The organism is Arthrobacter sp. NPDC055138 (genome assembly GCF_053607305.1).
Window position 1 is genome coordinate 514,946 of sequence record NZ_JBSGTH010000004.1, and the last position, 25,196, is coordinate 540,141.

A 25,196-nucleotide genomic window follows, 5' to 3' on the forward strand; every position below is an offset into this window, starting at 1 on the left:
GTCTCGCCGGAGCAGCCGGTGCCGGGGCGGTCCTCCGCTAGGATTGCAGCCATGACTTCCACTTCGAAACACACGCTGGTCCTTTTGCGCCACGGGCAGAGCGACTGGAACGAAAAGAACCTCTTCACCGGCTGGGTCGACGTCCCGCTGACCGACCTGGGGCGCAAGGAAGCGCACCGCGGCGGCGAGCTGCTGGTCGAGAACAACCTGCTGCCGGACGTTCTGTACACCTCCCGGCTGAAGCGCGCCATTGTCACCGCCAACATCGCGCTGGAATCTGCGGACCGCAGCTGGATCGACGTCAAGCGCAGCTGGCGGTTGAACGAACGCCACTACGGTGCCCTGCAGGGCAAGGACAAGGCGCAGATCCGCAACGAATTCGGCGAGGATCAGTTCATGATGTGGCGCCGCTCCTATGACACCCCGCCGCCCGCCTTGGACGACGCAAGCGAGTGGTCGCAGGTCAACGACCCGCGCTACGCGGATCTGGGCAACGATGTGCCGCGGACCGAGTGCCTCAAGGACGTGCTGGATCGTTTCCTGCCGTACTGGGAGTCGGACATCTCGGTGGACCTCACGGCGGGCAAGACCGTGCTGGTGGCCGCGCACGGCAACTCGTTGCGCGCGCTGGTCAAGCATCTGGACGGCATCAGCGACGACGACATCGCCGGGCTGAACATCCCCACCGGCATCCCGCTGGTGTACGAACTGGACGAGAACCTGAAGCCGGTCAACCCGGGCGGCACCTACTTGGATGCCGACGCCGCGGCGGAAGCCATCCAGGCTGTGGCCAACCAGGGCAAAAAGTAACAACTGACATAACGACGGAAGGCCGGCTCCCCGCGGGGAGCCGGCCTTCCGGTTTAAAGCCTCTGTTAGACGGACTGGCCGTTGGGCCGCCACTCGCCGGTCACCAGGTAGGTCACCTTGCGGGAGACCGAGACGCCATGGTCGGCGAAGCGCTCGAAGTACCGGCTGGCCAGCGAGACGTCCACCGTGGTGGGTCCGTTGGAGTCCCAGGCCGGGTCCGCAATGGCCTTGAAGACGCCGGCGTGCAGTTCGTTGACGCGGGAGTTGCTCACATCGATCTGGGCGGCAAGGTCCAGATCGCGGGTCTCCAGCAGCTCGGTCAGTTTCTCCGAGATGGCAATGTCCTGCTCCGCGAACTCCCGGAAGGTCCCGCGCATCGATTCGGGGATCACGGTGTCCGGGTAGCGCAGGCGGACCAGTTGGGCGACGTGCCGGGCGAGGTCGCCCATCCGCTCCAGCGAGGCGCTCATCCGCAGCGCACCCACGATCATGCGCAGGTCGGAAGCGACCGGTCCCTGCAGGGCCAGGATGTCGATGGAGCGCTCGTCCAGATCCGTCTGGAGGAAATCGATCCGGGCGTCGGCGGCGATGACTTCCTGGGCCAACTCGATGTCTGCGGTGTCGAGCGCAGTGGTTGCCTTCTGCATCGCCTCGGTGACTAGCCGGGAAATCTCAACCAGCTGTTCTCCGACTTGATGGAGCTCGGCCTGGAAAACCTTGCGCACTGGCGTCCTTTCGGTTGTGTTCGTGAGCATACGGGACCTAGCATCCCATTCGCGTCACACCTTGTCAGGCTGCGGTTAACTATTACGTCGCCTCAGGTGAACGTTAGTTGAACGGACCCACGATTACTACCGGATGGGCCTGAAGCTGAGCGGCGCTGCGCCTAAGCTAGAGGCGTGGATCCACTGACTATCGGCTTGCTGGCAGGCCTCATCGGCTTGGCGCTGGGCAGCTTCGGTGTGCTCGCGTTCGGCCTGAGCGACCGCCAGCGGCGACGGCTGCAGGAAGTTGCCGAGCCTACGCTGCCGGACGGTGCCGCCGAGGTGCTGTCCGTCGTCGGCCGCGCCTATGTAGTGGTGGACGCGATCGACGGCGTGGTGCGCGCCAGCCCCGCCGCCTACGCCTTCGGGCTGGTGCGCGGCCACACGATGGTGCACTCCGAACTGTTGGAGCTGACCGCCAGGGTGCGCCGCGACGGCGTAATCGAGGAGCGGCAGCTGGAACTGCCGCGCGGCCCGCTGGGCCAGGGCACCATTGTGGTGCAGGTGCGGGTGGCGCCAATCGGCGAGGAGTACATCCTGCTGCTGGCCGATGACCGGACCGAAATTACGCGGACCGAGGCGATGCGCAACGACTTCGTGGCCAACGTCTCGCACGAGCTGAAGACCCCGGTCGGCGCCATCTCGCTGCTGGCCGAAGCCATCGACGATGCGGCGGACGATGCAGAAGCCGTGCGGCGCTTCGCCGGCCGGATGCACAAAGAGGCACGCCGGCTGGGCGCGCTGGTGCAGGACATTATCGAGTTGAGCCGGCTGCAGGGCGCGGACGTGGTGCAGGGCGGCACCGAAGTCGACCTGAACGCAGTGGTCGCCGAAGCCGTGGACCGCAACAAGCTCACGGCGGAAAGCCGCCACATCGAGTTGTCGGTCGGCGGGACCATTGGCGTACCGGTCTTCGGCGATGCGGAATTGCTGACCGTCGCCCTGCGGAACCTGATCGACAACGCCATCCGTTACGCCCCGGAACGAAGCAAGGTGGGCGTGGGACTGCGGGTCCGCGAAGGCCTGGCGACCGTCTCGGTGACCGACCAAGGCCCTGGCATCACCCCCGATCAGCAGGACCGGATCTTCGAGCGCTTCTACCGCCTCGACGACGCCCGCTCGCGGCAGACCGGTGGAACCGGCCTGGGCTTGAGCATTGTCAAACACGTCATCTCCCAGCACGGCGGGGAAGTATCGGTGTGGTCGCAGCCCGGGCAGGGCTCTACCTTCACCGTGCGGCTGCCGGAAATGGAGCAGGAAGACGGCGGCACCACTGAATCCGTGGAGCCGCGTACGCAGGGCGCCGGTGTGGCGCATGAACAAGGAGTCGGTGCTTGACCCGCATTCTGGTCGTCGAAGATGAAGAGTCGCTGAGCGATCCGTTGAGCTATTTGTTGGGTAAAGAAGGCTTCGAAGTCGAGGTGGTGGACAACGGCCTGGAAGCCATCGTGGCGTTCGACCGGGCCGGCGCAGATCTGGTCCTGTTGGACCTGATGTTGCCGGGACAGTCCGGAACGGAAGTGTGCCGGCAGCTGCGGCAGCGTTCCTCGGTCCCGGTCATCATGCTCACCGCCAAGGACTCGGAGATCGACAAGGTCGTGGGGCTCGAACTGGGCGCCGACGACTATGTCACCAAGCCCTATTCCTCACGCGAGCTGGTGGCCCGGGTGCGTGCGGTACTGCGCCGCCAGGGCGAACCGGAGGAACTGGTGCCGAACACCGTTTCCTCGGGCCCGGTGCGGATGGATGTGGAACGGCACGTGGTCAGCGTGGACGGCGAACAGGTGTCGCTGCCGCTGAAGGAATTCGAGCTGCTGGAAATGCTGCTGCGCAATTCGGGCCGGGTCCTGACCCGCGGGCAGCTGATCGACCGGGTGTGGGGCTCCGATTACGTGGGCGACACCAAGACCCTTGACGTGCACGTCAAGCGGCTGCGCAGCAAGATCGAGCCCGATCCCTCTGCACCGCGATACTTGGTCACCGTCCGCGGCCTGGGCTACAAGTTCGAGCCTTAGGCCCACCGCGCCGGAGATCCACAAGGCGCTGGCAAGCCAAAAGGCCGGGCCGCTTCCTGGAAGGGAAAGCGGCCCGGCCTTAGCTGTCTATGTCAGTGGGATCAGGCGCCGGCCTGGTCGGTGGGCTCCTCCGAGGGCGCCGGGGTCTCCGTAGGGGCCTCCGTCGGGGTGGCGGATTCGGTCGGTGCCGGGGTGGGGACGTAGCTGCTGTACTCCGGCAGCGTGCCGTCCAGAACCGGCACCCGCACGTCGGCGGATTCGTTGTTCACGCGGACGGTGACGTTGGCCAAGGCGCCGGGAGCGGCTCCGGGGCGGTCCACGGTGGTCTCGTTCGCCTCGTCCTCGAAGCGGATCTGCCCATCGGCCGGAACGGTGACGGTGGCGGTGCTGCCCGAGCCCGTCAGGCTCAGCTGCACGGGGGAGTCCGAGGTGTTCACCACGGTGCCGAGCAGGCGGCCGGTGGACTCGGCGTTCTCGGCGACAACCAGCAGGTTGCGCAGCCCGATCGGGCCGACGTTGGCCACAATGCCGTCGCTCGCCGAGTAGGACTTGGTGGTGGCCTGTTCGTTGATTGCGCCACATCCGGTCGATGCGAGCAGGGTGAGCGCGGCGGCGCCTGCTACAAGGGTGCGCTGCACACGGTTCTTCGGCGCAATCTTCACGGCAGAAACTCCTCAGTATCAATCAGGTGCGGTGCTGCAGATCTAGGCAGCTTGCCTCGCCTAGCCTACCGGCAAACCGGTGAAAAGCAGGATTCGACGTCTGTAAGAATCCGCTCAAATGCACCAAATCGACGATCCGTCAAGAGGGTAGGGGGCTGTATTTTAGCCCGCTGAGGGGCTGTCAGCCCCGCAAACTCGCGGAAGTGGCTGAATTATCCATGGTAAACTAGAGGTCGGGAAAGGGGATACTACACATGGTATTTGAGGTCGGCGAGACGGTTGTTTACCCTCACCACGGTGCAGCAAAGATCGAAGAGATCAAAATGCGCACCATCAAGGGTGAAGAGAAGATGTATCTCAAGCTCCGGGTTGCCCAGGGCGATCTAACTATTGAAGTTCCGGCGGAGAATGTGGATCTGGTCGGGGTCCGCGATGTGGTGGGCAAGGAAGGCCTCGAGCATGTGTTCGATGTGCTCCGTGCCGAGTTCACCGAAGAGCCGACCAACTGGTCCCGCCGCTACAAGGCGAACCTGGAAAAGCTGGCCTCCGGCGACGTCATCAAGGTAGCGGAAGTTGTCCGCGACCTGTGGCGCCGGGACCATGACCGCGGCCTCTCCGCGGGCGAGAAGCGGATGCTGGCCAAGGCACGGCAGATCCTGGTTTCCGAGCTCGCGCTGGCGGAGAAGACCGACGAAGACAAGGCAGCAGAGGTTCTCGACGAGGTCCTCGCCTCCTGATTGGGCTTTTGGCGGCCGGTGTCCCGAACGGGGTGCCGGCCGTTTTTTTGCCTGCCGACGGACGCACCCGGCCGCCCGATTAGGCTAGGGGGATGGGCACAGCACAGGCATCAGTGGGCGTGATCGTGGTGGCGGCGGGCTCCGGCACCCGGCTGGGCTACGGCCTGCCCAAGGCCCAGGTCCCGCTGGCCGGTGAACCGATCCTCGCGCACGCACTCCGGGGCGTGCTGGCAGCCGGGATCGCGGACCGGATCTGCGTGGCCGTGCCCGCCGGAGATACAACGCTGCGGCAGCTCTGTGCCGGCTTCGCAGCGCAGCATCCAGAAATAGAGATTTCAACGGTCGACGGCGGTGCCTCCCGTGCGGCCTCGGTCGCCGCGGCGCTGCGCGGGCTGGGGGAGGGAGTCGGCGCGGTCCTGGTGCACGATGCCGCCCGGGCACTCACCCCGCCCGAAGTGTTCCAGCGAGTCGCGGCTGCGCTGGCGGCCGGCGCCCGCGCCGTCGTTCCTGCGGTGGCGGTGGTGGACACCATCAAGACGGCCACGCCGAGCACCGGTGCGGAGGCAGACATTGCACCCGAAAAAGTGGCGGCCACGGTCGACCGCGCGCAACTGCGCGCGGTGCAGACGCCACAGGGCTTCGATGCCGTGGCGCTGGCGCGGGCGCACGAAGGTCTGGCCGGCCTGGGACCGGAGGAGGCCGACGGCATCACCGACGAGGCGCTGCTGATGGAACGTGGCGGAGTGGACGTCATGCTGGTGCCCGGATCGGCGCAGGCCCTGAAGATCACCACGCAACTGGACTTGGCCGTGGCCGAAGCCCTGCTGGCCGCCCGCCAGCCGAACATGATGGAAGGCTGATTGTGCCCGACTTCCCGTACCCCATTCCCCGCACCGGAATCGGTGTGGACGTGCACGCTTTCGCCGACACAGCCGACCCTCAGCCGTTGTGGCTGGGCGGCCTGCTGTGGGAAGGGGAGCAGGGCCTGGCCGGCCATTCCGACGGCGATGCCGCCGCGCACGCAGCCGCCGACGCGCTGTTCTCCGCGGCCGGGGTCGGCGACCTGGGCACGCACTTCGGCACCGACCGGCCGGAGTACGCCGGCGCTTCCGGCGTGCGGCTCCTCTCCGAAGCGGCCCGGATTGTCCGTGAAGCCGGCTTCGAGATCGGCAACGTCGCGGTCCAGTTGGTCTGCAACCGGCCCAAGTTCGGCCCTCGCCGGAGCGAATCCGAGGCGGTGCTCAGCAAGGCAGCCGGTGCACCGGTCAGCGTCTCCGCCACCACCAGCGACGGGTTGGGGTTCACCGGCCGTGGCGAGGGGATCGCGGCGGTGGCCACCGCCGTCGTTGTTTCCATCCGCTAGCGGACCAGCAGCGGCGGGGTGCCCTGCCGCGCTAAGCGATGGGCGGTGCGCACCAGCGCTCAACGGTTCGCACCGGTAGTGCGGGCGCGGCTACGCTAGAGCGGTGAGCCTGAGATTCTATGACACCGCCACCGCGCAAGTCCGCGATTTCGTCCCGCTGGTCCCGGGCAAGGTGGGGCTCTATTACTGCGGCGCCACCGTGCAGGGCGACCCGCACGTGGGCCACATCCGCTCGGCCATCGCATTCGACCAGCTCACCCGCTGGCTGCGCTCCAGCGGCTACGACGTCACGGTGGTGCGCAACGTAACGGACATTGACGACAAGATCCTGGTCAAGTCCGCCGACTCCTTCCGCCCGGACGCCGCCGAGGATCCGATGGTGCCGGTGCCGAACGAGCCCTGGTGGGCGCTGGCCTACCGCTATGAGCAGGAGTTCGCCAAGGCCTACGACGCGCTGGGGGTTGAACGGCCCACCTACGAACCGCGCGCCACCGGCCACATCCCGGAGATGCACCGGCTGATCCAGCAGTTGATCGACCGCGGCCACGCCTACCCGGCTCTGGACGATTCCGGCGACGTCTACTTCGACGTGCGTTCCTGGCCGGAATACGGCTCGCTGACGCACCAGCGGATCGAGGACATGCAGGCGGCGCCCGACGCCGGCCCGCGCGGCAAGAAGGATCCCCGCGACTTCGCGCTCTGGAAGGGGCACAAGGAAGGCGAGCCGGAAACCGCCAGTTGGGCCAGCCCGTGGGGCGCCGGCCGGCCGGGCTGGCATCTGGAGTGCTCGGCCATGGTCACCAAGTACCTGGGCACCGAGTTCGACATCCACGGCGGCGGGCTGGACCTGCGCTTCCCGCACCACGAGAACGAAGTGGCGCAGTCCCGGGCGGCCGGCCAGGGCTTCGCCAACTTCTGGATGCACAACGGCATGGTCACCTTCGAGGGCGAGAAGATGTCCAAGTCGATCGGCAACATCATCACTCCGGCGCAAATGCTCCAGGACGCCAGGCCCTTGGTGGTCCGCTACTACCTGGGCCAGGCGCAATACCGGTCCGCGCTGGACTACAACCCCGGCTCGCTGGTGGAAGCGGCCGCCGCGGTGGAACGGATCGAGGGCTTCATGCAGCGGGCGCTGAAGTTCCTCTACGGCGAGCAGTTCGGCTTCGTCGTGGCCGAACGCGTGCCGGACGCGTTCGCCGCCGCGATGGACGACGACCTTAACGTGCCGCAGGCACTGGCCGCGGTCCACGAAACGGTGCGCGCCGGCAACACCGCGCTGGACGGCAAGGACAAGGAAGCGGCCACCCGCGCGCTGCACCAGGTGATGGCCATGACCGACGTGCTGCACATCAACCCGCTGGATCCGCACTGGCACTCTGGCGGCGCTGACACCGCGGCGCACCAGGCCCTGGACACGCTGGTGCGCGCCCAGTTGGAGGAGCGCCGCGCGGCCCGGGCGGCCAAGGACTGGTCTCGCGCGGACGCCATCCGCGACACCCTGGCCGAGGCCGGAATCGTGGTGGAGGACTCGGCCGAGGGCGCGAGCTGGAGCCTCGGCTGACGGCAGCCAGCGCGGTTGGCGGTACCCTTTAAGCCAGACGGTTCCCGTCGGGCTAGCCGGCCACCCCCGGTGTGCACCAGCGGAAACCCACCTTCCCCAACACCAAAGGTAGTTTTCGATGGCCAACAAACCTCGCCCCGGAGCGGTGCGCAAGTCCAAGAAGGGACCCACCACAGGAACCGGCGGCCACGGGCGCAAGGCGCTTGAGGGCAAGGGGCCGACGCCGAAGGCCGAAGACCGCCCGTACCACAAGGCATACCGCACCAAGCAGCTTTCCGAACGCTCAGCCGCCAAGCACCAGGGCGGCCAGCGCCCCGCCGCCCGCCGCGGCAAGACCGCCGGCGAGATGGTGACCGGACGCAATTCCGTGGTGGAAGCCCTGCGCGCCGAGGTGCCCGCCAAGGCGCTGCACGTGGCGGTCCGGATCGAGATGGACGACCGGGTCAAGGAATCGCTGAAGATCGCCGCCGAACGCGGTATCCCGGTGCTGGAGTCGCACAAGACCGAACTGGACCGGATGACCGAGGACGCCGTCCACCAAGGACTGGTCTTGCAGATCCCGCCCTACGAATACCAGGACGCGCTGGAGCTGGCCGAGGAAACGATGGCCAAGTTCAAGAAGGGGTACATCAACAATGCCCCGCTGTTCGTGGCACTGGACGGGATTACCGATCCGCGCAACCTCGGTGCCATCATCCGCTCCGCGTCCGCCTTCAGCGGGCACGGCGTGGTGGTGCCCGAGCGCCGCTCCGTGGGCATGACTGCCTCCGCCTGGAAGACCAGCGCCGGCGCGGCCGTGCGCGTCCCGGTGGCCAAGGCGAACAACCTGACCAACACGCTCAAGGCTTTCCAGCAGCTGGGTATCTTCGTGCTGGGTCTGGACGGCGAGGGCGACGTGTCGCTGCCCGACCTGTCCCTGGCCACCGAGCCGGTATGCCTGGTCGTCGGATCCGAGGGCAAGGGCCTGTCCCGGCTGGTCCGCGAGAACTGCGACCAGATTGTCTCCATCCCGATCGATTCGGCGATGGAATCGCTCAACGCCTCGATGGCCGTGGGCATCAGCCTGTACGAAATATCGCGGCAGCGCGCCCGCTAGGAGCAGGTGACCGTTTGGCCCGTCACGCCAAGAGCATTTCCCCCCAACTGCAGGTCCGCCCGCCACAGCTATCGCGGTCCTTCCCGCTGGGGGTCAGCGCCACGGCACCGGGCATGCCGGCTATCCCCGGTGCGGTGAATGTGGCGGTGTTCGCCCCCGGGCACGCCACCATGGACGTGCACTTCCAGGACGCAAGCGGTGCCTGGCAGCGCGCTGAGCTGAAGGCCTTCACCGACGGCGTCCACCACGGCACGGTCAAGGGGCTGGACGCCGGCAGCCGCTACGCCTTCTGGCCGCACGGCCAGGCACTGCCGGCCTCGAGGCAGCTGCTGCTGGACCCGTATGGTCGCGCCATTGACGACGACGGCGGTGTGCTGCATTCGGTGTACGTCACCGGCGGCTTCGACTGGGGAGACGACGCGCGCCCGCACGTGCCCTGGCGGGACACTGTGGTCTACGAATGCCACGTCAAGGGCCAGACGATGCTGCACCCGGAGATTCCGGAAGAGCTGCGCGGCACCTACGCCGGCCTGTCGCATCCCGTAATGGTCGATTACCTGCTTGAACTGGGAATCACCACGCTGGAGCTGCTCCCGGTGCACTACCACCTGGACGAGCCGCACCTGCAGGACCTGGGCCTGGCCAACTACTGGGGCTACAACACGCTGGGCTTCTTCGCGCTCTGGCCGGGCTACGCCACCGCGGCCGCCCAGGCCGCGGGACCTCGGGCGGTACAGGACGAGTTCCGCACCATGGTGAAGAAGCTGCACTCGGTGGGGATCGAGGTGATCCTGGACGTGGTCTACAACCACACAGCCGAGGGCGGAAAGGACCAGGACACGTATTCCTTCCGCGGTCTGGCCGACCATGTGTACTACCGGCACGATGGCCACGGGAACTACCTGGACACCACCGGCTGCGGAAACACGATGAACTTCAACGAGCCGCGGGTGATCCAGCTGGCCCTGGACTCGCTGCGCTACTGGGTGGAAGAGTTCCATATTGACGGCTTCCGCTTCGACCTGGCCGTGTCCTTGGGCCGCGATGGGCAGAACCACTTCAATCCCCGCCATCCGTTCCTGGTGGCCGTTGGCGCGGACTCCGTTTTGTCCGGAGCCAAACTGGTCTCCGAACCGTGGGACGTGGGCGACGGCGGCTGGCAAACCGGCCACTTCCCGCCGGGCTGGACCGACTGGAACGACCGCTTCCGCGATACCGTCCGTGATTTCTGGCTGGCGGACCAGGCCGCCGCTGACGCCGGCGGGCTGGGCGGGACCGTGGCCAGGCTGGCCAGTTGCCTGGCCGGGTCCACCGAGCTATTCGCCGGTTCCGGCCGCACGGCGCTGGCCTCGCTTAATTTCGTCACCGCCCATGACGGCTTCACGCTGGCCGACCTGACGTCCTACCAGCGCAAGCACAACGAGGCGAACGGCGAAGAAAACCGCGACGGCCACGACCACAACCGCAGCTACAACCACGGCGTCGAGGGGCACACCGGGGACAGCCGGATCCTGGACGCGCGCGAGCGGACGGCGCGGAACCTGATGGCCACGATGCTGCTGTCGCTGGGTGTGCCGATGATCTGCGCGGGGGATGAGATCGGGCGCAGCCAGCAAGGGAACAACAACGCGTACTGCCAAGACAACGCCCTGGCCTGGACCAACTGGCAGCTGGACGAGCGCGAACACCGCATGTTCGATGCCACCCGCCGGCTGATCCGCATCCGCCGGTCCTTCCTGGCGCACCAGCCCTACAACTATCCGGCGCGGGAGGAGAGCTCCTACCTGCTCTGGTTCAATGCCGACGGCGAACCGATGACACCGGAGGACTGGAACAACCCGGACAGCCGCATGGTCCAGCTGCTGATGGGGTCGCCGCAAGGCGTGATCGACGGTCTGGTGGTCATTAACGGGGGGCGTCAGCCGCAAAAGATCGTGATGCCCGACCCACGGTCGCTACAGGAGTTCGGCAAGCACCGCGGCGAAAAGATTCCGTTCGAGCTGCTCTACACCAGCTCGCACAAAGACGATCAACGACGCGGGGCCAAGATCCGCAGCGGCGAGAAGGACCTTGTCGCCGCCAACGCCATCTCGATCTACCGCCTGACGTGAGTCCGGCACCGGGGGCCCATCGGGCTCTCCCGGCGCCGGACTAGCGCGCGGTGGGACGACGCGATCCGATGCGGATCAGACCTGCCGCGGCGGCTCCTGCACATTCCCGCGGGCCTCCTGTGCCCGATCCTTGACGTCCTGGGCGGCGGATGTGCCCTCGGCCTTGACCCTGTCAACGGAGTCCTGGGCCGAGTACTTCAGGTCCTCGGCGGCCTCCCGGGCTGGCTCCTTCATGTCCTGCGCCACCTCTTGGGCAGCCTCCTTGACTTGCTGGACCACCGGCTGGGCTTCTTCCTTGACCCGTTCGGCTGCCTGCTGCTCCATCCGGCTGGCGGGGAACAGCGAGGACAGCAACCAGCCGGCGCCGAAGGCGATCAGGCCTGCCGCTAAGGGGTTGCCTTCGGTCTTGCGGGCAATCCGGTGCGGGACGTCGCTGGCCATCTCGCCGGCGTCGTGCATCATGGACTTTGTGTTGCTGCCGGCGTCGTCGGCAGCGCCCATGACCTTGTCCTTGACCCGGCCCACGGAATCTTTCACCTTGTCCGTCTGCCGGTGGACGATGTTCGACGGCGAGGCTTTCTCCGCCACCGCGTCCACGTCGGTGCCCAGCCGTGCGCGTGTCCGTTCGATATCGGCTCGGATTTCTTCTGGTGACTGGCTCATCGTGCTTCCTCACTTGGCTTCAATGTTTCCGGAATCTTCTTCACTGACTCGGCGGTGCGGGGCATCCCTTGAACGGTCTTCAGCTGCTTGCGGCCGACCGAGTAGAGGATGGCGGCGATGATGGCCCAGATGACTGCCACGATCAGGGCTGACCAAGCCAGTCCGATGAAGTAGGCGATCAGGGTCCACAGGGCCAGGGAGAGGAACAGGAGGACAAAGTGGCCGGCCACGCCGGCCCCGCCCAGCATGCCTGCTCCCTTGCCGGCGCGTGTGCCGGTCTCCTTAAGTTCGGCCTTCGCCAGCTCCAGTTCCTGCCGCATCAGCACGGAGATGTCCTTGCTGACTTGGCTGAGCAGGTCGCCGAGGGACTCATTCTCGGCCTTGATTTCCGCCCGTGTGGGTTCGGCGGAATCTTGGCCGGGCACCCGCTGGTTGCCGGGCACCTGCTGATGACTCATCGTGTTCCTCCGTCTTCATAGGGGTTGCGGTCCGGGATCGCGGTGCCGCGACCGCCAAGGGGCGGTTCGCCCACCGGGTAGGTGGTCTCGGGCTGCGCCCCGGGTGCCCCGAAGCCCGCTGCGCTCTGGGCTTCATAGCTGCCGGCCGTCGTTTCCGGCGTGGCGTAGACCGGGCCGGCGGTGGCACGGTGCGTGCCCACGTGCTGCCCTGTTCCGACCCCGCTGCCCGTTCCGCCGCTGTCGGCGGTCAGGCCCTTGGTGAGCCTGCCGGCCAGAACGCCGGCGCCTGCCGCGATGGCCAGGAAAGCACCGGGGCGCTGGCGGGCAAAGCGCTTCACCTCGTCCAGCAGCGAGCCCGGATCGCGGTTCTCCAACCAATGAGCCACGGAGTCGGCCCTGTCTGCGGCGCGGCTCACCAAATGGGTCGCCGTTCCGGACTGATCGGAGTTGCGGGCCATGGAGCTCAGCTCTTCACCGATCGACCGCAGTCCGGAGGCCACGCGCTGTTGCTGGGTGTGGGCCTGCCCGCGCACGTCGTCGCCCAGTTCGGACATCAGGTCCCGGGCCTTTTCCTTGGCCTCGTGGGCCACCTGTTTCGCCTCGCCCTTGGCCGCCTGCGCCACATGCTGGCCGGCTTCGACTCCCTCGCGACCTACTTCCTTCGCTTCGGTCTTGGCTGTCTCGCTCCGGGGCTGGCCGGTGGTGGTCGGCGGAGTAGTGGGCGGCGGGACTGCCGCCCCGCCGGCCGGGTAAACGGGAACTCCCTCGTCGTAACTGCCGGAACTTGAATTCGTGGTCATGGCAATTCCTTTTCTGTGTCGGGTTTCTTCCTGTCAGGCCTGACGTTTTCAGGTGTGATCACGGGATTTCTCCTCCTGCCCGTAGGCATGGCGGAGTCTGCGGCCCCGTGCGATGTCCTCCTCTTCCTTCTCGGCGTTCTTGTCGCTCTTGCGGCTGTCACGGAGCGGAAGCTGAATGTTCTCTTCGGCAGCGATGCCGGCCTGGAGCTGCCGGCCGCGCTCGGTTTCAGCGTCGAACTCGGCGCCGAACAGAAGGGCAAGGTTGGCCAGCCAGAACCACAGCAGCAGCACGATCACGCCGCCAATGGCGCCATAGGTCTTGTTGTAATTGCCGAAGTTGCCCACGTAGAAGGCAAAGCCGAGGGTTGCCAGGGCCAGAACCACCAGTGCGATGAGGGCGCCGAGGCTCATCCAGCGGAATTTGGGCTGCTTCACGTTCGGCGTCGCGTAGTACAGTACGGCGATCATCACGACTGCGAAGATGACCAGCAACGGCCATTTGGCGATGTTCCAGACGGTCAGTGCCACTTCACCGAGGCCGATGAAGGAACCGACGGCCTGTGCGACGGGTCCGGACAGCACCAGCATCAGCATCATCAGCACCGCCAGCAGCAACACCACGATGGTGATCAGCAGCATCACCGGGCGCAGCTTCCAGAACGGCCGGCCTTCGTCGACCTCATAGATCCTGTTCATCGCCCGGCCGAAAGCGTTGACGTAGCCGGAGGCAGACCAAATGGCGCCCACTAGGCCGATAACGAATGCCAACCCCGCGCCCTGCGAGCTGGCCAGCTGTTCAATCGGCTGCCGAATGACATCGACCGCTTGGCCCGGCGCCACCTGTTCCACCATGCTCAGCATGGCGTCGGTGGTTTTTTCGGCCTGTCCCACCAGTCCCAGGACGGAAACCAAGGCCAACAGGCCCGGGAACAGTGACAGGACGCCGTAGTACGTCAGCCCAGCCGCCAGATCCGTACAGTCGTCATCGGTGAATTCACGGAAAGTCTTGCGGAGTATGTACTTCCAGGAGGCCTTCTTCACCTGTGGGGGAGTCTGAGGCTTGTCCTCATGGTCCGGCGGTGGTGCGGTGCCTTGCTCGGTACCGGTGCCCATATTCGCCTCCTCTGTGGTTTATCAGGACGGAACACCTTCATGCTATTAGTCAGCATGCTGATAATAAAGGGGTGTGCCACACAGAAGGACGTACGAAGGGGCAGATTTTTCGGCCACGACGGGCCGATTGAGGCGCGCTGCCGCGGTAGGGCAGCGGCAGGAATCGGCCGAATATTTGGTTACGGTAGTGGCCGGATCCCGGCGCCGACACCGCAGTTGGAGGCCCGGTCCGACGCCGCCCGGCCATGATCAGGAGTGGCCGGTATGAGGGGCCGGCCGGCCACCCTAACGGAGCGGCCGGCCGGGCGGGAATCAGTTGCTGGCGTTCGCCACCAGACCGAGTTCGGCCTCGTTGGCCAGGCCCGCATGCTTGGGCAGCACACGCACGCTGTAGCCGAATGAGCCGGAACGGTCGATGGTCACCGGCCCCGTGAACAGGTAGCGGCCGTCGCCCAATTGGTCGGCGACGGTCAGGTCGTCGGTGGACGTCTGCGCGAGGTCGTCGTTTTCGGTGACTTGCCCGTGGACCACCTGGACGGTGACGCTGTCCGGTGCCAGCGGGCCGAGCCGGACGTAGGCATTGACCGTCAGCGACTCGCCGATTTGCGGTTCGTCGGTAATGCCCATCGAGTCCACGTGTTCCACCGACACGTCGCCCCAGGCATTCCGGACCCTACTGGTCCACGCCGCCAGTTCCTTGGCCGCAGCGAACTCGTCGGCGCGGGCGGCGTGCCCGGACATCGAGGCGGGCCGGTAGAGCTGCTCCACATAGTCCTGCAGCATCCGTTCCGCGGAGACGGCCGGCCCCAGATTGGCCAGCGTGTGCTTGATCATGGCTATCCACTGGTGCGGTACGTGGTCCGTACCCACCGGCTCGGACGGGCCGGCGGCTCCGGCGCCTTCGGGTATCTCCGCGGCGTAAAAGCGCGGCGCCACATGGTGCTCCACCAGATCGTAGAGCGCAGCGGCTTCGATGTCGTCCCGCTCATCCGGGTCGAACACGTCGTCGGTCCCGGCTTCGGTGGAGGGGTTCGCCGTCGGAATCGCCCAGCCGTTGTCGCCGTCGTACATTTCGTCCCACCAGCCGTCCAACACGGACAGATTCAAGCCGCCGTTGATGGCGGCCTTCATGCCGGAGGTGCCGCAGGCTTCCAGCGGACGCAGCGGGTTGTTCAGCCACACGTCGCAACCCGGGAAGAGCGTGCGGGCCATGGCGATGTCATAGTTGGGCAGGAAGACAATCCGGTGCCGGACCTCCGGGTCGTCGGTGAAACGGACCAGGTCCTGGATCATCCGTTTGCCCTGCTCATCCGCCGGATGGGATTTGCCGGCGATGACCAACTGGATGGGCCGTTCGGGATGCAGCAGCAGTGCCTTGAGCCGGGCCGGATCGCGCAGCATCAGGGTCAGCCGCTTGTAGGTGGGCACGCGGCGGGCAAAGCCGATGGTCAGCACGTCCGGGTCCAGCACTGAATCGGTCCAGGCCAGCTCGGCATCCGCTGCGCCGCGTTTCTTCCACGATGCACGCAGCCGGCGGCGGACATCGTCAATCAAGTTTGTCCGCAGGGTCCGGCGCAGCGCCCAGATATCCTCGTCGGCGGCGTCGTACACGCGGTCCCACTGGCGGTCGATCACGGTTTGGTTCCCGAACGCCGACCGCGCGAACTCCGCAACCCGCGGATCCACCCAGGTGGGCACGTGCACGCCGTTGGTCACCGAGCCGATCGGCACTTCCTGCTGGTCGAAGCCCGGCCAGAGCCCGGAGAACATGCCGCGCGAGACCACGCCGTGCAGCTTGGCCACACCGTTGGCCCGCTGCGCCAGCCGCAGGCCCATGACGGCCATGTTGAACTTGGACGGGTCTCCGCCGTCGTAATTCTCATCGCCCAGTTCCAGGATCTTGGCGGTGGGCACGTCCGGGGCGAGGCCGGCACTGAAGAAGTGCTGGATCTGCGCCTTGTCGAACCGGTCGATGCCGGCCGGCACCGGGGTGTGCGTGGTGAAGACGGTATTGGCGCGGCCCGCGGCCAATGCCTCGTCCCAGCTCAGGCCGGCGGCCGCCAGTTCCTGGATGCGTTCGACGCCCAGGAAACCGGCGTGCCCCTCGTTAGTGTGGAAGACCTCCGGGGCCGGAGCCCCGGTGAGCCGCTGGTGCACGCGCAGCGCCTTCACGCCGCCCATGCCCAGCAGCAGTTCCTGCTGCAGCCGGTGGTCGCCGCCGCCGCCGTAGAGCCGGTCGGTGATGCCGCGCGCGGCCTCATCGTTGCCCGGAATATTGGAATCCAGCAGCAGCAGCGGCACCCGGCCCACATCGGCGCGCCAGATGAAGGCGCCGAGCCGGCGCCCATTCGGCAGCGGCAGGGTGACCTGGGCAGGCTGCCCGTCCGCCTCGCGCAGCAAGGTCAACGGCAGGCCGTCCGGGTCCAGCACGGGATACGTCTCCTGCTGCCACGCGTCGCGGCTCAGCGACTGCTTGAAGTAGCCGGCGGCATAGAGCAGGCCCACGCCCACCAGCGGGACGCCCAGATCGGACGCGGCTTTCAGATGGTCGCCGGCCAGAATGCCCAGGCCGCCGGAGTACTGCGGGAGCACATGGCTGATTCCGTACTCGGGGGAGAAGTAGGCGATCGACGCCGGAGCATCCGCTCCCAGCGTCTGGTACCAGCGGTCCTCGGCGAGGTAATGCTCCAGATCCGCGTCCAGTTCGCTCACCCGGGTCACCACATGCTGGTCGGCAGCGAGCTCGCGCAGGCGTTCGCGGGTAAAGGAGCCCAGCAGGGCCACCGGATCCTGGCCCACCTCGGCCCAGGCCTTGGGGTCCAATTGTTCGAAGAGCTGCTGGGTTGGCAGGTGCCAGGACCAGCGCAAGTTGCCTGCCAGACGGGCCAGCGGAGCAATGCTCTCGGGGAGGACAGTGCGGACGGTAAATCTGCGGATTGCCTTCACCCGGCCTACGTTAGCGCAGATACCTCCGCCGACGATGACCGGCAGGTTAATGCGCGCCGAACTGGCCGCCAATGAGTCTCCGCGGCGCCGGGATCCTTCGCAATCGGGATGGATTCTCGCTAACGTCTAGTCTTGTGACGACTTCGATGCAGGAGCACAGCCCGTCCCATCCAACGCAGCGCCTGAAATTTGGCCGGATCCCGGTGGTCGATGTTTGGCCCGCGGTCGGCGGCGGCGAATTCCCCGCCAAGGCGATTCCGGGCGAGGACATTGAGGTGGCCGCCACCGTCTTCCGCGAGGGACACGACAAGATCGGCGCCACCGCGGTGCTGTTCGACCCGGACGGCAACCCGGTCCAGCGCGCCCGGCTCACGCCCGGGGCCACCGGCACCGACCGCTGGCACGGCAAGATCCGGCCCACCGGCACCGGCCTGTGGACCTTCCACGTTGAAGGCTGGGGAGATAACTACGCCACCTGGCGGCACAACGCCGAGGTCAAGATCGCCGCCGGCGTCGACGTGGACCTGATGCTTACCGAAGGCCGGCAACTGCTCGAACAGGCCGGCGGGCAAGGCGGGCGGCCGGAAGATAACGCGCGGGTGCTGCGTGACGCTGCCGCCGCGCTCGCCGATGAATCCTTGTCGGTGCACGAGCGGCTGGCCGCGGGGACCTCGGAGGCGGTGCTGGCCGCGGTGCGCAGCCACCCGATCCGCAGTCTGGTCAGCCCCTCGAAGCAGTACCCCATTCTGGTGGAGCGAGAACAGGCCGGGCGCGGCGCCTGGTACGAATTCTTCCCGCGCTCGGAGGGCGCGCACTATGACCCGGCGACCGGCATCTGGACCTCCGGGGACTTCACCACGGCGGCCGAGCGGCTTCCGGCCGTCGCCGCGATGGGCTTTGACGTGATTTACCTGCCGCCGATCCACCCGATCGGCGAGGTCAACCGCAAGGGTCCGAACAACACCTTGACCACCGGTCCGGGGGACCCCGGCTCGCCCTGGGCCATCGGTTCCAAGGACGGCGGACATGATGCCATCCACCCCGATCTGGGCGGCTTCGAGCAGTTCGACGCCTTCGTGGCGGCGGCCAAAGCGGTCGGCCTGGAAGTGGCTCTGGACCTGGCCCTGCAGGCCGCTCCGGACCATCCGTGGGCCACCGAGCACCCCGAATGGTTCACCACCCGGGTGGACGGCACCATTGCTTACGCGGAGAATCCGCCGAAGAAGTATCAGGACATTTATCCGTTGAACTTTGACAACGACCCGCGCGGCCTCTCCGAAGAGGTGCTGCGGATTGTGCGGCTGTGGATTTCCCACGGCGTGAAGATCTTCCGGGTGGACAACCCGCACACCAAGCCCGTGTGGTTCTGGGAGTGGCTGATCGGCACGGTGAACCGCGAAGATCCCGACGTGGTGTTCCTGGCCGAGGCCTTCACTCGGCCGGCCATGATGCACGCGCTGGGCCGGGCCGGTTTCCAGCAGTCCTACAGCTATTTCACCTGGCGCAACACCAAGGAAGAGATCGAGGAGTACTTCACCGAGATCAGCCACGAGACCGCTGCGTTCTTCCGGCCCAACTTCTTTGTCAACACTCCGGACATCCTCACCGAGTACCTGCAGTACGGTGGCCCGGCCGCGTTCAAGATCCGCGCGGTGCTGGCGGCGACGGCCAGCCCGCTCTGGGGCGTGTATGCCGGCTACGAACTGTACGAACACGTGGCCAGGCCGGGCGCGGAGGAGTACATCGACAACGAAAAGTACGAGTACAAGGCCCGCGACTTCGCCGCCGCGGAGGCCGAAGGGCGCTCGCTGGCGCCGTACCTGACCCGGCTGAACTCCATCCGGCGGGCCCATCCGGCACTCGGCGACCTGGGCAACCTCACCGTGCACCGCAGCACGGATCCGGCCACGGTGGTGTACTCGAAGCATAAGGCGCACCTGCCCGAATCCCACAGCGGCGGGCGGGACACCGTCGTCGTCGTGGTGAATGTGGATCCGCACAGCGCGCGCGAATCCACGGTCTCGCTGGACCTGGCGGCGCTGGGACTGCGGGACGAGGACTACAACGACGACGGCACGTTCTGGGTGGATGACCTGCTCACCGGACAGAGCTGGCGCTGGGGCGAGCACAACTACGTGCGGCTGGATGCCCACGTGGAACCGGCCCACGTCCTGCACGTCCGAAGGAGCCGCTGATGGCCAGCCCGTTTCAGCTGCATGCTCCGGGCCTGGCCCACGACCCACACTGGTACCGCAAGGCCGTGTTCTACGAGGTGCTGGTGCGCGGTTTCGCGGACGCCAACGGGGACGGTTCGGGCGACTTTTCCGGGCTGATCGAGAAACTCGACTACCTGCAGTGGCTGGGGATCGATTGCCTGTGGGTTCCGCCGTTCTTCAAGTCTCCGTTGCGCGACGGCGGGTATGACGTCGAGGACTACTACGACGTGCTGGACGAATTCGGCACCATCGGCGACTTCAAACGACTGGTGGCCGAGGCCCACGCCCGCGGCGTGCGCGTGATCATCGACCTGCCGCTGAACCACACCTCGGACAAGCACGATTGGTTCGAGCAGTCCCGGCGCGACCCGGATGGCCCGTACGGTGATTTCTATGTCTGGTCCGATACGGACGAGAAGTACCAGGACGCGCGGATCATCTTCGTGGACACCGAAGACTCCAACTGGGCCTTCGACCCGATCCGCCGGCAGTTCTACTGGCATCGCTTCTTCAGCCACCAGCCGGACCTGAACTTCGAGAACCCGAAGGTGATCGAGGCGGTGTTCGACGTGGTGCGGTTCTGGCTGGACCAGGGCATCGACGGATTCCGCGCCGACGCCATCCCGTACCTGTTCGAAGAGGATGGGACCAACTGCGAAAACCTGCCCGCCACGCACACCTTCCTGCAGGACCTGCGCGCTATGGTCGACGCCGAATACCCGGGCCGCGTGATTATCGCCGAAGCCAACCAGCTGCCGCATGAGGTGGTGGAATACTTCGGCCAGCAGGACGACGACGGCGAAATGCGGCCGGAATGCCACATGGCCTTCCACTTCCCGATCATGCCGAGGCTCTACTACGCCTTGCGGGACCAGAATGCCGGCCCGATCGTGGCCACGATGGAGGAGACACCGGCCATCCCGGCCGGTGCCCAATGGGCAACCTTCCTGCGCAACCATGACGAACTGACGCTGGAAATGGTCAGCATGGAAGAACGCGAGGCGATGTTCGGCTGGTACGCCCCGGACTCGCGGATGCGCTCCAACATCGGCATCCGCCGCCGGCTGGCCCCGTTGCTGGACAACTCCCGGGCGGAAATCGAACTGATCCATGCGCTGCTGCTCTCGCTGCCGGGCAGCCCGTTCCTCTATTACGGGGACGAGATCGGCATGGGCGACAACATCTGGCTGGAAGACCGCGATGCCTCCCGCACGCCGATGCAGTGGAACCCCGACCGCAACGCGGGGTTCTCCACCGCGGATCCGGGCAAGCTGTACCTGCCGGTGGTCCAGTCGCTGGTGTACCACTACAACTACGTGAACGTGGAGGCGCAGCTGGCGCACAACAGCTCGCTGCTGCACTGGGTGCGCCAGATGCTGGCGGTGCGCAAGGCCCACCCGGCGTTCGGGCTGGGCAGCTACCAGAACGTGCCGGTGGAATCGGACTCGGTGCTGGCCTTCCTCCGCGAGGTGCCGGAAAACAATCCGGAGGGCGTGGACAAGGAAGTGCTCTTGTGCATCTTCAACCTCTCGCAGCACCCGGTGGCGGCCCCGCTGCAATTGCCCCAATACGCCGGCCGCGGATTGCGCGACCTGTTCGGCGGCACCCCGTTCCCGGCCTTTGACGACGCCGGCCAACTCACCCTGACCCTGGGCAGCCACGACTTCTTCTGGCTGCGCCTACGCTCCATTGCATCCAACCTGGCATCACCGCAGACTGAGACCCTCCCGGTCATCAGACCAGCGACTGAAGAAACCGAGGTGGCAAGAACCCATGCCTAAATTCACGCCGAGCATTCCCGAACTGCTGCACCCGTGGCTGACCGCGCAGCGCTGGTTCCCGGCCAAGGGCCAGGACTCCGTGCTGCACCGGCTGGGCGGCATCCGGCTACAGGATCCGTCCGGCGAGGTGGGGCTGGAGGTGCACATCGTGGCCGTGCACACCGCCAACGGCGTCCATGTGGTGAACGTGCCGCTGAGCTACCGCACGGAGCAGTTGGCCGGCGGGGACGCTGCCCTGGTGGGGCGCGCGCAGCAGGAGCTCGAGGACGGCACCCGCGACGGCGGCGAGGGCGGCGACGCAACCGCGGCATGGTCCGGGAGCGGGGACGACGGCGCGGACGGCACCGGGGAGCGCTGGATCTACGACGGCGCCCACGATCCGGTGTTCGTCGCCGCCTGGCTGGAACTGATGCGGCGTCAGGCTGTGACCGGCGACGGGCACACCCTCGGGCACGCCGGCGCCGGGTTCGAAACGTGGCCGGAGTTCTCCACCGACCTGGAGGCCTCGGTGTTGTTGGGCGAGCAGTCCAATACCTCTGTGGTGGTTCAGTCCGGCCACGGACCGCTGATTGTGAAGTTCTTCCGGGTGCTGGAGGCCGGCGCCAACCCGGACGTGGAAGTGGGCGTGCTGCTCACCGATGCCGGCTGCCGGGAAATCCCCGCCACCTACGGCTGGGTCACCGGCGGCTGGCTCACCCCCGGCCAGAACGACGACGGCAGGGACCGCCTGTGGGACACCGGCCACCTGAGCGTGCTCCGGGAGTTCCTGCCGGACAGCCAGGATGCATGGCGCACCGCGTCCGGCTCGGCGCTGGACGGCACCGACTTCAGCTCACAGGCGCGCCAGCTCGGTGCGGTGACCGGACGGATCCACCGCAGCCTGCGGGAGGCGGCCGGCAGCCACAAGGCCGATACCCAGGAAGTCGCTGCGTTCAAGGCCGCGCTGGCGGAACGGATCCGCTGGGGCTGGGCGCAGGCCGGCGCATCGGTGGGCCCGTTGGACGAGGCGGTGCAGGAACTGCTGGACCGGCTGGAACAGGTCACCGAGCTTCCCGAGCTGCAGCGGATCCACGGCGACTACCACCTGGGCCAAGTGCTGGACTCCGCGGAGCGGGGCTGGGTGGTGCTGGACTTCGAGGGCGAACCGCTTCGGCCGATGGGCGAGCGCGGCACGGACGATGTGCCGCTGCGCGACGTGGTCGGCATGCTCCGCTCCTTCGATTACGCCGCCGGGGTGGCCCGGCTGGCCGGGCCCGACGATGCGGCAGGCGCCGCCGCCGATGAGTGGGCGGCGCAGGCCAGCACCGCCTTCCTGGACGGCTACCGCGAAGAGACCGGAGACCCGGTGGACACCTCGTCCACCCTGTATCTGGCGCTGTTGCTGGACAAGGCCCTCTACGAAGTGGTCTACGAACAGCGCAATCGTCCGCGCTGGGTTAAGGTTCCGGTCCGCGGTGTCCGCGAGGCGTTGGCCCCGGTGGCCGGCGCGGGCGGGGACACGGAGGCCAGCCGGGACCTGGCTGCCGCCGGAGTCGGCGCCGCCGGCGCTGCCGCCGGCATCCGGCCCACCACGGCCGCGGCGCCCGTCCGGCCCAACGCGGCGGCATCCGCAGCGACGGCGGGATCAACGCCGCCGGGCCGCCGGGACGGCACTCCGGTTCCGGTCGACGCGGAGGTGCTCACCGCCGTCGCGCACGGTGCCTACCACCAGCCGCATGCGGTGCTTGGCGCGCATTTGGACGACCACGGCCACGTCACCGTCCGCACCCGGCGTCCGCTGGCCGACGCCGTCACCGTGGTCACGCCCTCGCTGCGTGTGCCGATGGAGCACGAGCACGACGGCATCTGGGTGGCGGTTTTCCCCGCCGACGACCCCGGTCACGTCCCGGATTACCGCCTGGAGGCGGCGTACGACGGCGGTGCCCCCAGCATCGTGGACGATCCGTACCATTACCTGCCCAGCCTGGGCGAGATCGACCTGCACCTGATCGGCGAGGGCCGGCACGAGACGCTGTGGTCCGCATTGGGCTCCCAGGTGCGGCGCTACAACTCGGCGCTGGGCGACACCTCCGGCGCTAGCTTCGCTGTCTGGGCGCCGAATGCGCGCGCCGTCCGGGTCAAGGGCGATTTCAACCACTGGGACGGGGCCCGGCACGCTATGCGTTCGATGGGCGGGTCCGGCGTGTGGGAACTGTTCATTCCCGGCGTGGAGGCCGGCGCCGTCTACAAGTATGAGTTGCTGGGCCAGGACGGGCAGTGGCGTGAAAAGGCCGATCCGATGGCCCGCTGGACCGAGGTTCCGCCGCTGACCGGCTCTCGGGTGGTCGAGTCGCATTACCGCTTTGGCGACCAGGAATGGCTGGAACGGCGCGCCGTCCGCGACCCGCACAACGGGCCGATGAGCGTCTACGAGGTGCACCTGGGCTCGTGGCGGCTGGGGCTGGATTACAGGCAGTTGGCCGACCAGCTGGCCGAATACGTCAGCTGGCAGGGCTTCACGCACGTGGAGTTCATGCCGGTGGCGGAGCATCCGTTCGGCGGATCGTGGGGCTACCAGGTCACTTCCTACTACGCGCCGACCTCGCGCTTCGGGCATCCGGACGACTTCAAGTACCTGGTGGACAAACTGCACCAGGCCGGCATCGGCGTGATCTTGGACTGGGTGCCTGCGCACTTTCCCAAGGACGAGTGGGCGCTGGCCCGCTTTGACGGCCAGCCGCTGTACGAGCACGCCGACCCGCGGTTGGGCGAGCACCCGGACTGGGGCACGCTCATTTTCGACTACGGCCGCAGCGAGGTGCGCAACTTCCTGGTGGCCAACGCGCTGTACTGGCTGGAGGAATTCCACATCGACGGGCTCCGGGTGGATGCGGTGGCGTCGATGCTCTACCGCGACTACTCGCGCAACGAGGGGGAGTGGTTCCCCAACATCCACGGCGGCCGCGAGAACCTGGAGGCCATCTCCTTCTTGCAGGAGGTCAATGCCACCGCGTACAAGCGGGTGCCCGGCATCGTCACCATCGCGGAAGAATCAACCGCGTTCGACGGCGTGACTCGGCCGACCAGCGCGGGCGGCCTCGGCTTCGGGCTGAAGTGGAACATGGGCTGGATGCACGACACCCTCGAGTACATGGCCGAGGATCCGGTAAACCGGATGTACCACCACAACAAGGCCACCTTTTCTATGGTGTATGCCTACACGGAGAACTTCCTGCTGCCGATCAGCCATGACGAGGTGGTGCACGGCAAGGGATCGATGCTGCGCAAGATGCCCGGCGACCGCTGGCAGCAGCTGGCCAACCTGCGCGCCTACTTGGCGTTCCAGTGGGCGCACCCGGGCAAGCAGCTGATTTTCATGGGCACCGAATTCGGCCAGGAAGCCGAATGGTCCGAACAGCACGGCCTGGACTGGTGGCTCTCCGAAAACGTTCCGCACAAGGGGATGCAGCGACTGGTCCGCAACCTCAACGGGATCTACCGCTCCACGCCGGCGCTCTACGAGCGGGACAATGAGCCGGCCGGCTTCCAGTGGATTGATGAGAACGACGGCGTGCACAACACGCTGTCCTTCATCCGCTGGGACCAGCAGGGCAACCCGTTGGTCTGCGTGGCGAACTTCGCCGGCGCCCCGCACGAAGGCTTCCGGCTGGGGCTGCCGTGGGCCGGTGACTGGGACGAGACGCTGAATACGGATGCGTCCGAATACGGCGGCTCCGGCGTCGGCAACCTGGGGGTCATCACCGCTGAAGAAGGCGGCTGGAAGGACAGCCCGGCCTCGGCCGTTCTGCGGGTTCCCCCGCTGGGAGTCCTGTACCTGAAGCCCTCGGCCGGGCCGTCCGCCTGAGTGACGGAGGAGTGAACGGCAACGGAATTTACATCCCGGCCGAGCGGTGCTAGAGTTTATATCCGCGCAGGGCGGTGAAGCTGCCAACGCGAAGCCGACCGGAGGCCTTGGCCGCCGGAAGGAACGGGCCGGACAGTTTGACAAAGACTGAAGGCGCCGGTAAGTTAGAAAAGTTGCTCCGGAGCGATGGAGGGCCTGTGAGGGTCGTCTTGGTGCCGGGTGCTCCTGTTGTTTGAGAACTCAATAGTGTGCC

General features: G+C 66.9%; 19 protein-coding genes. 12 read left to right on the top strand and 7 right to left on the bottom strand.

Annotation, left to right across the window (positions count from 1 at the left end; all coding sequences use genetic code 11):
• Positions 1 to 51 precede the first annotated feature (51 nt).
• Positions 52 to 810, top strand: a complete 759-nt coding sequence (locus ACWF5H_RS13005; protein ID WP_364645910.1) for a phosphoglyceromutase — start codon at positions 52 to 54, stop codon at positions 808 to 810.
• Between the two features lie 65 nt (positions 811 to 875).
• Here the strand turns inward: ACWF5H_RS13005 and phoU are convergent, their stop codons facing one another.
• The gene (phoU, locus tag ACWF5H_RS13010; RefSeq protein WP_364645913.1) at positions 876 to 1,535 is read right to left on the bottom strand and encodes a phosphate signaling complex protein PhoU; all 660 of its coding nucleotides are present in this window, start codon (positions 1,533 to 1,535) and stop codon (positions 876 to 878) included.
• A 183-nt stretch (positions 1,536 to 1,718) separates the two neighbouring features.
• On the opposite strand from phoU, the gene ACWF5H_RS13015 reads away from it, so the two are divergent.
• Positions 1,719 to 2,912 carry a sensor histidine kinase gene (locus ACWF5H_RS13015; RefSeq protein WP_364646008.1) on the top strand — a complete coding sequence of 398 codons (1,194 nt, stop codon included), beginning with the start codon at positions 1,719 to 1,721 and terminating at the stop codon, positions 2,910 to 2,912.
• Entirely contained in the window at positions 2,909 to 3,589 is a 681-nt protein-coding gene (locus ACWF5H_RS13020) for a winged helix-turn-helix domain-containing protein (RefSeq protein ID WP_452037339.1), read from the top strand. Before ACWF5H_RS13015 ends, ACWF5H_RS13020 begins: the two co-directional genes overlap by 4 nt.
• A 101-nt stretch (positions 3,590 to 3,690) precedes the next feature.
• Here the strand turns inward: ACWF5H_RS13020 and ACWF5H_RS13025 are convergent, their stop codons facing one another.
• Positions 3,691 to 4,251: a hypothetical protein gene (locus ACWF5H_RS13025; protein WP_452037341.1), complete on the bottom strand. Its 561-nt coding sequence runs from the start codon at positions 4,249 to 4,251 to the stop codon at positions 3,691 to 3,693.
• A gap of 254 nt (positions 4,252 to 4,505) precedes the next feature.
• Here ACWF5H_RS13025 and ACWF5H_RS13030 point away from each other — a divergent pair, with 254 nt between their 5' ends.
• From ACWF5H_RS13030 to glgX, 6 genes are all read left to right on the top strand, one after another.
• Positions 4,506 to 4,988 (top strand): CarD family transcriptional regulator, encoded by a 483-nt coding sequence (locus tag ACWF5H_RS13030; protein WP_127513280.1) that lies wholly within the window; start codon positions 4,506 to 4,508, stop codon positions 4,986 to 4,988.
• 92 nt (positions 4,989 to 5,080) lie between these two features.
• Positions 5,081 to 5,848 (top strand): 2-C-methyl-D-erythritol 4-phosphate cytidylyltransferase, encoded by a 768-nt coding sequence (gene ispD, locus ACWF5H_RS13035; protein ID WP_452037342.1) that lies wholly within the window; start codon positions 5,081 to 5,083, stop codon positions 5,846 to 5,848.
• A 2-nt stretch (positions 5,849 to 5,850) separates the two neighbouring features.
• Positions 5,851 to 6,351, top strand: a complete 501-nt coding sequence (gene ispF, locus ACWF5H_RS13040) for a 2-C-methyl-D-erythritol 2,4-cyclodiphosphate synthase (protein ID WP_452037344.1) — start codon at positions 5,851 to 5,853, stop codon at positions 6,349 to 6,351.
• Positions 6,352 to 6,454: 103 nt separating this feature from the next.
• Positions 6,455 to 7,915: a cysteine--tRNA ligase gene (gene cysS, locus ACWF5H_RS13045; protein WP_364645927.1), complete on the top strand. Its 1,461-nt coding sequence runs from the start codon at positions 6,455 to 6,457 to the stop codon at positions 7,913 to 7,915.
• A 118-nt stretch (positions 7,916 to 8,033) separates the two neighbouring features.
• Positions 8,034 to 9,011 (top strand): 23S rRNA (guanosine(2251)-2'-O)-methyltransferase RlmB, encoded by a 978-nt coding sequence (gene rlmB, locus ACWF5H_RS13050; protein WP_452037346.1) that lies wholly within the window; start codon positions 8,034 to 8,036, stop codon positions 9,009 to 9,011.
• 113 nt (positions 9,012 to 9,124) lie between these two features.
• A complete protein-coding gene (gene glgX / locus ACWF5H_RS13055) occupies positions 9,125 to 11,122 on the top strand; it encodes a glycogen debranching protein GlgX (RefSeq protein WP_452037378.1) in 1,998 nt (665 codons plus the stop codon).
• A 75-nt stretch (positions 11,123 to 11,197) separates the two neighbouring features.
• On the opposite strand, the gene ACWF5H_RS13060 is transcribed toward glgX, so the two are convergent.
• The 5 genes from ACWF5H_RS13060 to glgP form a co-directional block, all read right to left on the bottom strand.
• Positions 11,198 to 11,785 carry a DUF3618 domain-containing protein gene (locus tag ACWF5H_RS13060; protein ID WP_364645938.1) on the bottom strand — a complete coding sequence of 196 codons (588 nt, stop codon included), beginning with the start codon at positions 11,783 to 11,785 and terminating at the stop codon, positions 11,198 to 11,200.
• Entirely contained in the window at positions 11,782 to 12,243 is a 462-nt protein-coding gene (locus ACWF5H_RS13065) for a phage holin family protein (RefSeq protein ID WP_364645941.1), read from the bottom strand. Before ACWF5H_RS13065 ends, ACWF5H_RS13060 begins: the two co-directional genes overlap by 4 nt.
• Positions 12,240 to 13,043, bottom strand: coding sequence for a hypothetical protein (locus ACWF5H_RS13070; RefSeq protein WP_452037347.1), 804 nt, complete (start codon positions 13,041 to 13,043; stop codon positions 12,240 to 12,242). Before ACWF5H_RS13070 ends, ACWF5H_RS13065 begins: the two co-directional genes overlap by 4 nt.
• 48 nt (positions 13,044 to 13,091) lie before the next feature.
• Positions 13,092 to 14,156 carry a YihY/virulence factor BrkB family protein gene (locus tag ACWF5H_RS13075; protein WP_452037348.1) on the bottom strand — a complete coding sequence of 355 codons (1,065 nt, stop codon included), beginning with the start codon at positions 14,154 to 14,156 and terminating at the stop codon, positions 13,092 to 13,094.
• A gap of 312 nt (positions 14,157 to 14,468) precedes the next feature.
• Positions 14,469 to 17,102, bottom strand: coding sequence for an alpha-glucan family phosphorylase (glgP, locus tag ACWF5H_RS13080; protein ID WP_452037349.1), 2,634 nt, complete (start codon positions 17,100 to 17,102; stop codon positions 14,469 to 14,471).
• Between the two features lie 146 nt (positions 17,103 to 17,248).
• Here glgP and ACWF5H_RS13085 point away from each other — a divergent pair, with 146 nt between their 5' ends.
• The 3 genes from ACWF5H_RS13085 to glgB are packed head-to-tail and all read left to right on the top strand — an operon-like array spanning position 17,249 to position 24,943.
• Positions 17,249 to 19,297: an alpha-1,4-glucan--maltose-1-phosphate maltosyltransferase gene (locus ACWF5H_RS13085; protein ID WP_452037350.1), complete on the top strand. Its 2,049-nt coding sequence runs from the start codon at positions 17,249 to 17,251 to the stop codon at positions 19,295 to 19,297.
• Entirely contained in the window at positions 19,297 to 21,099 is a 1,803-nt protein-coding gene (gene treS / locus ACWF5H_RS13090) for a maltose alpha-D-glucosyltransferase (protein WP_364645953.1), read from the top strand. The genes ACWF5H_RS13085 and treS overlap by 1 nt, the downstream gene beginning before the upstream one ends.
• Positions 21,092 to 24,943, top strand: a complete 3,852-nt coding sequence (glgB, locus tag ACWF5H_RS13095) for a 1,4-alpha-glucan branching protein GlgB (protein WP_452037353.1) — start codon at positions 21,092 to 21,094, stop codon at positions 24,941 to 24,943. The genes treS and glgB overlap by 8 nt, the downstream gene beginning before the upstream one ends.
• The last annotated feature ends 253 nt before the right edge of the window (positions 24,944 to 25,196 follow it).